Consider the following 12,724-nt stretch of genomic DNA (forward strand, 5'->3'; position numbering starts at 1 on the left):
GCGCCTGACAGCAGAAGATCAGACTCTTAACTTCTTCTGCTCGGCACGCACATTGATCAGATTACCGGAGAACATCACCACTGCGCCTGCCAATACCCAGATATCCACGGACTCCTGATAGACGATAAAACCTACCGCCATAATCAGGGGCAGGCGCAGGAAATCCATAGGAACAACCACAGTGGCATCCGCAAGTTTGAAGGCCCGGGTCATACAGTAGTGGGCGGTCATCGCTGTGATTCCCACGAGCACGACCCAGGGCATCATTTCCAGCGAGGGTAATCGCCAATCCAGCACACTGGGTACTAAACCAAATGGCAGCTGCATTACGGTCATGTAGAAAAGAATAGTCAGCGGAGCATCCGTTGCTGACAGGGACTTGGTCTGGATATAGGAGAAGGCATAGCCTACCGCTCCGGCAAGAACTGCCAGTGCCGCAGGATTCATCCCCTCAGTTGAAGGTCTCAGGATCATCACCAGCCCTGCCAGCCCCAGTGTCAGTGCGATAAGGCGAGCAGCAGTCAGTCTTTCCCCTATCAGGAAGAAGGCAAAGAGTGCTGTCCAGACAGGAGTCGTGAATTCAATGGCGATCACTTCTGCTAAAGAGATATAGGCCAACCCATAGAACCAACCATATTGTCCGGCATAGTGAGCGATATTTCTCAGGCCATGTCGAATCAGATGCTGGGTTTTCAGCAGATGAGTTCCGTAATAGCTGATCAGAGCTCCAATCAGAACAACGCCAATGACGCTACGGAAGAAAAGAATATGATAGGTCTCAAGCTCAGCTGACAACTCACGACCGGAAACCGCCATCACCATAAAGGAGAAGAGGGCTCCGGACATCCAGAGAGCCGCACGAACCGGTGCACTAAATCCCATCGTTGTCTCTTGGCTGCTGAATCACTTTTATTTACCGATGCAGAAAGATCCGAAGATCTTACCCAGCAGGTCATCGGCACTCATCTGGCCGGTAATTTCGCCCAGAGCCTGTTGCGCCATACGCAGGTCTTCAGCCAGCAATTCACCAGCCCCCATATTCAGCAACTGGTAATGACCGTTATTGATAAACTCACCGGCCTGCTCCAGCGCATCAAGGTGGCGGCGGCGGGCACTGAAGCCACCCTCGGTACTGCCTGTATAACCCATCGCTTCTTTCAGATGCTGAGTTAGCTTATCCACACCCTCACCGGATTTAGCACAAAGGCGAATCACGGTCGGGTAGGTGTCAGCATCAAGACCAGCAGTTTCACCGGTCTGATCAATCTTATTCCGAACCACAGTAATCGGTACGGATGGAGGCAGCTGATCGACAAATTCCGGCCACAGCGTATGCGGATCGGTTTCTTTGGTTTCGGAGCTGTCCACCATCAGCAGCACGCGATCTGCCTTCTTAATTTCGTTCCAGGCGCGCTCAACACCGATCTGTTCTACCTGATCCGGTGTATCCCGCAAACCTGCGGTATCCACGATATGCAGTGGCATACCATCGATATGAATATACTCTCGCAGCACATCACGGGTTGTACCTGCGATATCGGTGACGATGGCACTGTCTTTACCGGATAAGCTATTTAACAGGCTGGATTTGCCGGCGTTAGGGCGACCCGCAATAACCACCGTCATGCCTTCCTGCATCAGCGCACCCTGGCTGGCGCTGCTTTGAACCTGACGAAGTTCTGTCTGAATCGCTTCCAGATCTGCCATCACCTTGCCGTCTGCCAGAAAATCAATCTCCTCTTCAGGGAAATCGATAGCCGCTTCTACATACATACGCAGGTGGGTTAGTTTATCCACAAGCTGATGGACTTTATCGGAGAAGGCACCCTGCAGAGATCGCACAGCATTACGCGCTGCCTGCTCGGAAACACTGTCGATCAGATCAGCAATCGCCTCGGCCTGAGCCAGATCCATCTTGTCATTCAGAAAAGCACGCTCGGAGAACTCGCCGGGGCGGGCCATACGGATACCGCAGCCAAGCACACGCTTGAGCATCATATCCATAATCACAGGGCCACCGTGCCCTTGCAGTTCCAGCACATCTTCACCGGTGAAGGAGTTTGGTCCCGGGAACCAGAGCGCTATGCCTTCATCCATCACGCTGCCATCTTCGGCATAGAAAGGGCCGTAATGGGCGAAGCGGGGCTGAGGCAGAGTACCCAGGAGTTTCTTAGCCACATCAGCAGATTCAGGTCCTGAGATCCGGATAATGCCTACGCCACCACGACCCGGTGGTGTGGCCTGTGCCGCAATGGTATCGATGTTTGATGCCGTGGCCTGTGTCATGGCTGATCTCCGTTGGTTTCTGTCTGAAAACGTGCCCCGTCTGAACTGCTGGCGCCCAGAGCTGTGACAGGCTTATATCAAAAAGTGGATGTGGATAAAACGAAAAAAGCCCCGTCAGGGGCTTTTCTCAGCTTAGGTGCAGCTGACACTTAATGTGTCATCTGCCCGCTAGGCTTTAGCTTTGTTGCCATCGCCGGCTTCAATACGTTTGGTAATCACGTATTGCTGTGCGATAGACAGTACGTTGTTCACTACCCAGTACAGTACCAGACCAGCAGGGAACCACAGGAAGAATACCGTGAATACCACTGGCAGCATCTTCATTAGCTTCGCCTGCATAGGATCCGGAGGCGTTGGGTTCAGCAGCTGCTGAATGAACATGGACGCACCCATGATGATCGGCAGTACGAAGTATGGATCTTTAACCGACAGGTCGGTGATCCACAGCATGAACGGCGCGTGGCGCAGTTCAACACTTTCCATCAGCATCCAGTACAGCGCGATAAATACCGGCATCTGAATCAGGATAGGCAGACAACCGCCAATTGGATTGATCTTCTCTTTCTTGTACAGCTCCATCATCGCCTGAGACATCTTCTGGCGATCGTCACCGTACTTCTCTTTCATACGCTGGAGTTCAGGGCCGACACGACGCATGTTCGCCATGGAGCGGTATGCAGAGGCAGACAGATGGAAGAAGGCCGCTTTGATCATCACAGTCAGGATGATAATTGCCCAACCCCAGTTACCCAGGAAACCGTGCAGGATATCCAGCATCCAGAACAGCGGCTGTGCAATAAACCACAACCAACCAAAGTCTACGGTCAGCTCAAGGTTGGTCGCTGCAGCTTCAAGACGTTCCTGAACCTTAGGACCTACGTACAGGTTGCTCCCCAGAGTTACCTGCTCGCCAGGCTGAAGTACAGTCTCAGGGCTGGAGAAACCAACAATGTTGTCGCCACGGGAAGTACTGCGGGTGCTGTATTCCTGCTTTACGTTCTGATCCGGAATCCACGCACTTACAAAGTAGTGCTGAATCATGGCTACCCAGCCACCCACAGATTCACGCTTAACGTCTTTTTCCTGAATATCCTGGAAGGTGATCTTCTCGTACTTCTCAGCCTGGCTGGAGATTGCTGCACCCAGATAAGAAACCATACCCATGCCTTCGGCCTGAGTCGGATCAGGAGAGTTATCACGCTTCAGCTGTGCGAAGTGGTAACCGGACCATACTTCAGAGCTTGCGTTATTGATCAGATATTCAACACGGATATCGTAGCTGTCACGCTGCAGAGTGAATCGTTTGGTGATTTGCACACCGGATTCCTGAACAAAGTTCAGATCAACCTGCAGAGAATCAGCACCTTCAGTCAGCTCGTAGCTCGCCTGTTCAGTGCTGAACAGTGGGCGGCCATTACGGGAAGCGTCAGGACCGTTTACACCGGCCAGACCACTTTGAGCGACATAAGTACGGCTCTTGCTGCGCTCAAGCAGAACAAAAGGAATTTCTGGGGTATCTACGCGAGCAGTATGCTGAGGCAGCGCTGCGTAAACAATATCACCACCTTTTGGATCGATTCGCAGATCCAGAACATCAGTGCGAACTTCAATCAGAGAAGTACTGGCTTCAGAGTTGGCTGCCAGATCACCACGGGCAGAATTTTGCGGGATATCGTCACTGCCAGAGTTAGTCGCTGAAGGGGCAGAGGAAGGCAAAGTATTCTGAACCACAGGCGCTTGTGCCTGAGGACCATAATCCTTATTCCACTGAACCACCATCAGATAAGACACTAAGGCCAGGGAGATGATCAAAAATAAACGTTTCACGTCCATGGGTATGCTCTTACCGGATTCGTGTTGAAAAAAATGAAATGCTATTTTGAGTGTGGCACTGCTCTCTGGCAAGCCATACCGGGGATAAATCTATGAAATAGCATCAGGATTATTATTTTTCCGGACGAGGTTTCCGCTTACCACGAGGTTTGTGGCCGGACTTTTGACCGGATGACTTCTTGCGATGTAACGTCTCTAGCCGTTTCCAAGCCAAATCAAGCTGATGAGCATATTCTTCAGAAGAGAGATCGCTGAGACCTTTCTGGGTGAGTAACACAAGATCCATCGCGGGCATCTGATGCTTATTCAACCGGAACGATTCGCGGGTTAGACGTCTGATCCGATTTCGATCGACTGCTCGACGAAGATTTTTTTTAGCCAGGATCTGGCCGATGCGAGGGTGGGGCAGAGTATTGGGACGGGCAAGAATCATAAAACAACGGCCAAATACTTTAATCTGGACGTCGTCAAAAACGGAACGGTAATCCCCGGCTGTCAGAAGTCTGACATCCCGGGGAAATCCGTAACTGGTCATTGCGCTAAAAAATCAGCAGACCAGAAATCAAGCACTCAGACGTGCACGGCCTTTGGCGCGACGACGAGTGATGACTTTACGGCCGTTCTTAGTAGCCATACGAGCACGGAAGCCGTGGTTGCGCTTGCGTTTCAGAACGCTTGGTTGAAAAGTTCTTTTCATGACTGTATTCCCACACTTTCACTTTCAAAATGGCGCAGAAAGTGCGCCTAGTCTTTGATCAGGGCGGGAATTCTATTGAATTACGCCGGAGACTTCAAATATTTCCTGAGAAAAAGTGGTTGTGTATAAGTTTTATTGTTGATGCAGACCGCTATCTTCCTGAATTCATTTCATAAATTCAAAAGCTTTTGCAGATCCTGAAGGGACTTTTCCTGATTCGCGATACCAGTCCGTTGTTGGAGATCTTCCAATAACTGAAATCTTCATCACTAAATCGATTTTCATCTCGAAACCCGCCGGATGTATTCAGAGTAAAACAATTATCCAGAGGCTCGAGTTATCCATACTCGTAAACAGAAGCAATATAGATTTATTAAGAAAAGAAAGATAATTGAAGTGATATATATAGAGGAAAGACTTTTCTGTGGATAAGCGATCTGAGCCTTTGAAAACAGAGACTTTAACTGATGTATAAGGCTGAAGATAAAAAGCAATCTTTCTGTCAGCATGTTTGTGGTGTGCTGTGGATAAAAAGAAGCCTTATACACACCCGAAATTATGCCTTGATTACTCCCCAGAACTCACTTCTGTTTGTATGCCCTGTTATCCACAGCCGGGAAGTGAATGAAATTCGTCAATTTCAAAGCCTCTATGTGGATAACCTGAGACTTAACCGATAAAATGTTGCTTTGTTTTTCTTGGGGATCGACCGTGTCATTAGCACTCTGGCAGAAATGCTTAGGTTACTTGCAGGATGAGCTGCCATCTCAGCAGTTCAATACCTGGATTCGCCCTCTTCAGGCTGATACTGAAGGGCAAAGTCTGAAACTGTTAGCACCTAACCGTTTTGTTCTGCAGTGGGTATCAGATAAATATCTGACCCGCATTTCTGAGTTGCTGAATGAACTCAGTAACGGTCAGCCGCCTCAGTTAATTCTGGAGATCGGCAGTAAACGCACGGTATCGGCTCCTGAGGCTGCAGCTGCCAAGCCTGTGACTCCGCCTGGTGTTATTGTGCGTACGACCCCTCCAAGACCGCATTTTATTCAGGAGCCTGAAACACAGGTTGCTGCAGAAGACACAGCACCTTCTTTAATAGAAGCAATAAAACCTGCAGCGCCGGCGTTAGTTTCTTCTTCACCATCTTCAGGTTCTTCTCCTGTCAAAACGGAACGTACCGTTCAGGTTGATGGCGCACTGAAACATCAGAGTGCCCTGAACCCGAATCACACCTTTGAAACCTTTGTTGAAGGTAAGTCGAACCAGCTGGCCCGGGCTGCTTCCCGTCAGGTGGCTGAAAACCCCGGTGGTGCTTATAACCCGCTCTTTCTGTACGGTGGTGTTGGTTTGGGTAAAACCCACCTTATGCACGCCGTGGGTAACTATCTGGTTCAACAGAACCCTAACGCTAAGGTGATGTATCTGCATTCTGAGCGCTTTGTGGCGGATATGGTTAAAGCACTGCAGCTGAATGCTATTAACGACTTTAAACGTCTCTATCGCAGCGTAGATGCCCTGCTGATCGATGACATTCAGTTCTTTGCCGGTAAAGAGCGTTCACAGGAAGAGTTCTTCCACACCTTTAATGCCTTGCTTGAAGGTGGTCAGCAGATGATTCTGACCAGTGACCGTTTCCCGAAAGAGATCAGTGGTATGGAAGAGCGCCTTAAATCCCGCTTCGGTTGGGGGTTAACGGTTGCTATCGATCCGCCTGAGCTGGAAACCCGTGTTGCGATTCTGAAGAAGAAAGCAGATCAGGCACGTGTGCTGCTATCTGATGATGCGGCTTTCTTTATTGCTCAGAAAATCCGATCCAACGTTCGTGATCTTGAGGGAGCGCTGAAGAAGGTAATCGCGGATTCTCATTTCCGTGGTCAGCCGATTACGACTGACTTTATTCGTGAATCCCTGCGTGACCTGTTTGCGGTTCAGGATAAACAGGTGGGTATCGACAATATCCAGCGTACCGTTGCAGAGTACTACAGCATTAAAGTACCGGATCTTCTGTCTAAGCGCCGCAGCCGTTCGGTTGCCCGTCCGCGTCAGGTTGCTATGGCTCTGGCAAAAGAGCTGACCAATCACAGTTATCCTGAGATTGGTGATGCCTTTGGCGGCCGTGACCATACGACGGTACTGCATGCCTGCCGTAAGGTGAAAGAGCTGCAGGAAGAGAATGCAGAAATCCGTGAAGACTATAAGAGTCTGTTGAGAGCTTTGACCAGCTAGAAGCAAATCCGGATTTCTCACGAAAAAGAATTTACCAATGACCGGAGCCTTGTTAGCTTCGGCATCAGTTAACTGTTTATGGAATAGCCTGTTATGAAATTTACTGTCTCCCGTGAAGCACTGCTGCGTCCGTTGCAACTTTTGAATGGCGTTGTTGAGCGTCGTCAGACTCTGCCTGTACTGTCTAATGTACTGGTAGTTGCCGACCCTCAGGGGCTATCTCTGACAGGTACGGATCTGGAAGTGGAAATTCTGAGCCATCTGTCCATTGATGGTGCGGTGGAAGTACCGGGCGCAACTACGGTTCCTGCGAAGAAGCTTTTTGATATCTGCAAGTCGCTTCCGGATCAGTCTAATATCGAATTTTCCCTTCAAGATCAAAAGGTTATCATTCGTTCAGGCCGTAGCCGCTTCTCTCTTTCAACACTTCCCGCTGCGGAATTCCCGAAAGTAGAAGAGAGCCAACAGGATCTGTCTTTCGAACTGACACAGAAAGAATTCAAACGTCTGCTGGATCGTTCCTCTTTTGCCATGGCGCAAAACGACGTTCGTTATTATCTGAATGGTCTGCTGCTGGAACTAAGCCCTGGCATGCTGCGCAGTGTGGCAACAGACGGCCACCGTCTGGCGACCTGTTCACTATCGATCGATCATGGTGCTACAAGTGTGGTTCGTTCTATCGTGCCGCATAAAGGTATTGTGGGTCTGGGTCGTCTGTTCGATGAGTCCGATACTCCGGTTCAGGTAGTACTGGGCAGCAACCATATTCGCGTTAAGACTGGCGACTATGTTTTCACCTCTAAACTGGTTGATGGCAAGTTCCCGGATTACGAGCGTGTTATTCCCCGTAACGGTAATAAAGTGGTTGTTGCAGATCGTCAGGAACTGCGTGAAGTACTGCACCGTGCCTCTATTCTTTCCAATGAAAAATACCGTGGTGTTCGCCTGTGCCTGACCGATAGTAATCTGGAGGTAACAGCGAATAACCCGACTGAGCAGGAAGAAGCGGAAGAGAACATCAGCGTAAATTACCAGGGCGATGCGCTGGAGATTGGCTTCAACGTAACTTATGTTCTGGACGTTCTTGATGTACTGAACAACGAGCAGATTAAGATTACAGCTTCTGACGCTAACAGCAGTGCGCTGATTGAAGAGTTCGGTACAGAGGACGATTCTCTGTATGTTGTGATGCCGATGCGTCTGTAAGACTGACGATTTCTTTTTTTGAAATCCCTAAGTTTGAAATGCATCAGTTCTGTCATGCAGATTGATTACCGCATTCTGATAAAGCCTTACCGGACTACCGGTGAGGCTTTATTTGTTTTTGCCTTTCATTGTTTCAACCGGAGATGCTTTTCATGAGTCTCAGACGGTTGGATATCGCCAATTTCAGAAATCTGAATTCTGTACGTCTACAGCCTGCACCTGGGGTTAATCTAATTATTGGTGAGAATGGGGCGGGTAAGACTTCGATACTGGAAGCGATTTCTGTCTTATCGACAGGGCGTTCCTTTCGGGCCAGCCGTACTCCGGCCATTATCAATTTTGAAGAGGATGCCTACACCCTGTTTGCTGAGGTCTTTAATGCCTTGGCCGAACATCAGCAGATTGTCCCTGTAGGCATTTCCCGCAACCGGCAAAGTGAACAACAGATTCGCATTGCAGGTCAGCAGGCCCGTTCGGCCTCTCAGTTGGCTGAGCTATTGCCGGTTCAAACGATCAACTCTGAGTCGTTCCAGTTACTTGAAGGTTCCCCAAAGGTACGCCGACAGTATGTCGACTGGGGAGTGTTTCACGTGGAACATGGTTTTTTTCCTGTTTGGCAGGCGGGGCAAAAAGCGCTGAAACAACGCAATAAACTGCTGAAATATGGTAAAATACAGGGCTCTGCGCAACTTGATATCTGGGATGAATCCTTGGCAGGTTATGCAGAACAGATTGATCAGTACCGTTCCCGCTATATCGAACTGCTGAAACCGGAATTTGAGGCAACACTTTCTGAGCTGTCATTCTCGGATCAGGTTTCACTCAGTTATTATCGGGGTTGGGAGCGGGGTTCAGACTGCCTTGATGTACTCCGGCAAAACCGTGAGAAAGATTGGGCCCTTGGCTTTACTCAGTCAGGTCCTCATCGGGCTGATCTGAAAATCCGGGTGAACAAACTGCCAGCGGTAGATGTGTTATCCCGGGGACAACAAAAATTAGTGGTGTGCGCACTCCTGTTAGCTCAGGGGCGACTGATGCAGAAGGTTACCGGTAAGCAAAGTATTTATCTGGTTGATGACCTTCCTGCAGAGTTAGATAGTGAACACCGAATTTATTTATGCCGGGTACTCGAAGAGATGCAGTGCCAGGTTTTTATTACCAGTGTGGAGGCTGATGCCCTGATCGATTCTTGGTCGGCATCAACGCCAATGAACGTGTTTCACGTGAAACATGGTCAGCTAGAACACACCCGAAACCCATAACACCTACTGGTGAGCTGGGACGGCTGTAAACACAGGAACAGGATATGAGCGAACAATCATACGATTCATCCAGCATTAAGGTTCTAAAAGGTCTCGATGCGGTTCGTAAGCGTCCAGGGATGTATATCGGCGATACCGATGATGGAACAGGCTTGCACCATATGGTGTTTGAATTGGTGGATAACTCCATCGACGAGGCACTGGCAGGACACTGTTCTGATATTAAAGTCATTATCCACCCGGACGAGTCGATCACTGTATCAGACGACGGCCGTGGTATTCCTGTGGATATGCATGAAGAAGAGGGTGTATCAGCAGCAGAAGTTATTATGACCGTACTGCACGCTGGTGGTAAGTTTGATGATAACAGCTACAAGGTATCCGGTGGTCTGCACGGCGTAGGTGTTTCTGTAGTAAACGCCCTGTCTGAAAAGTTGACGCTGACCATCTGGCGTAGTGGTAAGGTTCACGAGCAGGTATATGTTCATGGTGTGCCTCAGGAGCCCCTGAAGGTGATCGGTGAGACTGATAAAACCGGTACCGAAACCCGTTTCCACCCGTCTGCAGCGACCTTCACCAATGTTGAATTCCATTACGATATTCTGGCGAAGCGCCTGCGTGAGCTCTCTTTCCTGAACTCAGGTGTCAGCATCACTCTGCTGGATGAACGCTCTGGTCGTACCGATAACTTCAAGTACGAAGGTGGTTTGAGCGCATTTGTCAGCTACCTGAATCAGAACAAAACTGCTCTGAACGATGTGTTCCACTTCTCCACTGAGCGGGAAGATGGTGTCGGTGTTGAGGTGGCACTGCAGTGGAATGACTCCTATCAGGAGAACATTTTCTGCTTTACCAATAACATTCCTCAGCGCGATGGCGGTACCCACCTGGCAGGTTTCCGTGCCGCACTTACCCGTACCCTGAACAGCTATATCGAACAGGATCCTAAGGTTAAGAAAGATAAGGCAAACACCTCCGGTGAAGATGCCCGTGAAGGTCTGACCGCAATTATCTCGGTTAAAGTGCCGGATCCAAAGTTCTCATCCCAGACGAAAGACAAGCTGGTTTCTTCGGAAGTGAAGTCTGCGGTTGAGCAGGAAATGGGCCGTCTGTTTGCTGATTACCTGCTGGAAAAACCGAACGAAGCGAAAGCGATCGTCAATAAGATGCTGGATGCGGCTCGTGCCCGTGAAGCAGCCCGTAAAGCCCGTGAGATGACTCGCCGTAAAGGTGCTCTGGATATCGCAGGTCTGCCGGGTAAGCTGGCGGACTGTCAGGAAAAAGATCCGGCACTGTCTGAACTTTACCTGGTGGAGGGTGACTCTGCGGGCGGTTCTGCCAAGCAGGGGCGTAACCGTAAGACTCAGGCGATTCTGCCGCTGAAAGGTAAGATTCTTAACGTAGAGAAGGCACGTTTTGACAAGATGCTGTCTTCTGCAGAAGTTGGCACTCTGATTACCGCGATGGGCTGTGGTATCGGTCGTGAAGAGTTCAACCCTGACAAACTGCGTTATCACTCCATCATTATCATGACGGATGCGGACGTGGATGGTTCTCACATCCGTACGCTGCTGCTGACATTCTTCTTCCGTCAGATGCCGGAGCTGATTGAGCGCGGCCATATCTTTATTGCTCAGCCTCCGCTGTACAAGATTAAGCGCGGTAAGCAGGAGCAGTATCTGAAAGACGAGCTGGCTCTGGAAGAATATCTGACCAATACGGCTCTGGATGGTGCGGCTCTGTACGTGAACCCTGAAGCACCTGGTATTTCCGGTGAAGGTCTGGGTGATCTGGTAGCCAGTTATCAGGATGTGATGCGTCGTATCTCGCGCCTGTATCGTGCTTATCCTCAGCCTGTACTGGATCAGATGCTGGAACTGCCAACACTGAATGACGTAGCCCTTGCAGATCAGTCTGTGGTTCAGGCTTGGGTTGATCGTCTGAAGGATATTCTGGAAGAAAATGCGGGTCGCCACCCGGCGATGCGTTTCGAATGGCGCGTTGCTCACGATAGCGAGCGTAGTGTTTATCTGCCGGAAGTCACCATCATTGCGCACGGTGTACCGACTGATTACCGCTTTGGTCTGGATTTCTTTAAGTCTCAGGATTACAAGGCGATCAGCGAACTGGCAGAACGTCTGGATGGGTTGCTGGAAGAAGGCGCTTATATCCAACGAGGCGAGCGCAAGCACGACGTTAACCGCTTTGCTGATGTTCTGGCATGGTTGCTTGGTGAAGCGCGCCGTGGCTTCAGTATTCAGCGTTATAAAGGTCTGGGTGAGATGAACCCTGATCAGCTGTGGGAAACCACCATGGATCCGGAAACCCGTCGTATGCTGCGTGTGAGCATTGAAGATGCGGTAGCTGCCGATCAGATCTTTACCACCCTGATGGGTGATGAAGTAGAGCCGCGTCGTGACTTTATTGAAACTAATGCCCTGACAGTAGAAAACCTGGATGTTTAATAGCTATCACTTTTAGACGATCCAAATGAAAAAAGCAGCCCGCGGGCTGCTTTTTTTGTGGCTGAGTCAGTGAGGCATACGGGAGATAGTTAGGACTCCTGAGACAACACCCACTCTACAAAGTCAGCCAGCTGATCAAAAATCAGAGCGTTCTCAAGGCCTTCATTGGTTGCCAGAGTCTTTTCGCCCTTTCCGGTTTTAACCAGAACTGCTTTACAACCACGGGCTTCACCGGCCTGAAGATCGCGTAAACTATCCCCAACCATGTAGCAACCATCAAGTGAGTGAATACTCAGTTCTTCAGTAATCTGATCAATCAGACCTGAAAGAGGCTTGCGGCACTCACAACCTTCGTCCGGTTTATGCGGACAATACTTAATGGTGGCAAAGTGGCCACCTTCAGCTTCTACCAGTGCGGTCATTTTATCGTGCATGGCATCCAGATCAGCCTGAGAAAAATGACCCCGTCCCAGACCAGATTGGTTGGTGGCAACGGCTACCTGATAACCCGCTTTATTAAGACGAGCGATTGCTTTAATGCTGGGTTCGATAGGAATCCACTCATCAGCACTTTTTACAAAAGCATCAGAATCCAGATTGATAACGCCGTCGCGGTCTAGGATAACCAGTTTAGTCATGGTAATAGTCGTATTCTTTGGTGTGGATGATTGTCGGATAAAAATCAGGGATAAAAAAAGAGCCGTAAAAATACGGCTCTTTTTTAGCTTTAACAACCACAAAATGTAAAA

10 protein-coding genes are annotated in these 12,724 nt (G+C 49.6%); 4 read left to right on the forward strand and 6 right to left on the reverse strand.

Annotated features, from left to right (window positions below; translation table 11 throughout):
- Positions 1-18: 18 nt before the first annotated feature.
- From BV405_RS06305 to rpmH, 5 genes are all read right to left on the reverse strand, one after another.
- A complete protein-coding gene (locus tag BV405_RS06305) occupies positions 19-882 on the reverse strand; it encodes a DMT family transporter (RefSeq protein WP_086480000.1) in 864 nt (287 codons plus the stop codon).
- Positions 883-909: 27 nt separating this feature from the next.
- A complete protein-coding gene (mnmE, locus tag BV405_RS06310; protein WP_086480001.1) occupies positions 910-2,286 on the reverse strand; it encodes a tRNA uridine-5-carboxymethylaminomethyl(34) synthesis GTPase MnmE in 1,377 nt (458 codons plus the stop codon).
- A 168-nt stretch (positions 2,287-2,454) separates the two neighbouring features.
- Complete coding sequence (yidC, locus tag BV405_RS06315) at positions 2,455-4,119, reverse strand: membrane protein insertase YidC (RefSeq protein ID WP_086480002.1); 1,665 nt, start codon at positions 4,117-4,119, stop codon at positions 2,455-2,457.
- Between the two features lie 112 nt (positions 4,120-4,231).
- On the reverse strand, positions 4,232-4,654 hold the full coding sequence (gene rnpA / locus BV405_RS06320; protein WP_086480003.1) for a ribonuclease P protein component: 423 nt from the start codon (positions 4,652-4,654) through the stop codon (positions 4,232-4,234).
- A gap of 27 nt (positions 4,655-4,681) precedes the next feature.
- Positions 4,682-4,816, reverse strand: coding sequence for a 50S ribosomal protein L34 (gene rpmH, locus BV405_RS06325; protein ID WP_086480004.1), 135 nt, complete (start codon positions 4,814-4,816; stop codon positions 4,682-4,684).
- A gap of 711 nt (positions 4,817-5,527) precedes the next feature.
- Between rpmH and dnaA the strand changes: the two genes are divergently transcribed.
- From dnaA to gyrB, 4 genes are all read left to right on the forward strand, one after another.
- Positions 5,528-7,042 carry a chromosomal replication initiator protein DnaA gene (dnaA, locus tag BV405_RS06330; protein WP_086480005.1) on the forward strand — a complete coding sequence of 505 codons (1,515 nt, stop codon included), beginning with the start codon at positions 5,528-5,530 and terminating at the stop codon, positions 7,040-7,042.
- A gap of 93 nt (positions 7,043-7,135) precedes the next feature.
- A complete protein-coding gene (gene dnaN / locus BV405_RS06335) occupies positions 7,136-8,248 on the forward strand; it encodes a DNA polymerase III subunit beta (protein WP_086480006.1) in 1,113 nt (370 codons plus the stop codon).
- Between the two features lie 152 nt (positions 8,249-8,400).
- The gene (gene recF, locus BV405_RS06340; RefSeq protein ID WP_086480007.1) at positions 8,401-9,510 is read left to right on the forward strand and encodes a DNA replication/repair protein RecF; all 1,110 of its coding nucleotides are present in this window, start codon (positions 8,401-8,403) and stop codon (positions 9,508-9,510) included.
- Between the two features lie 44 nt (positions 9,511-9,554).
- Complete coding sequence (gyrB, locus tag BV405_RS06345) at positions 9,555-11,975, forward strand: DNA topoisomerase (ATP-hydrolyzing) subunit B (RefSeq protein WP_086480008.1); 2,421 nt, start codon at positions 9,555-9,557, stop codon at positions 11,973-11,975.
- 89 nt (positions 11,976-12,064) lie between these two features.
- On the opposite strand, the gene gmhB is transcribed toward gyrB, so the two are convergent.
- Positions 12,065-12,613: a D-glycero-beta-D-manno-heptose 1,7-bisphosphate 7-phosphatase gene (gmhB, locus tag BV405_RS06350; protein ID WP_086480009.1), complete on the reverse strand. Its 549-nt coding sequence runs from the start codon at positions 12,611-12,613 to the stop codon at positions 12,065-12,067.
- Positions 12,614-12,724: the final 111 nt, after the last annotated feature.

This window comes from Oceanospirillum sanctuarii (assembly GCF_002150805.1).
In the GTDB taxonomy this organism is placed as follows: Bacteria; Pseudomonadota; Gammaproteobacteria; order Pseudomonadales; family Halomonadaceae; genus Oceanospirillum; species Oceanospirillum sanctuarii.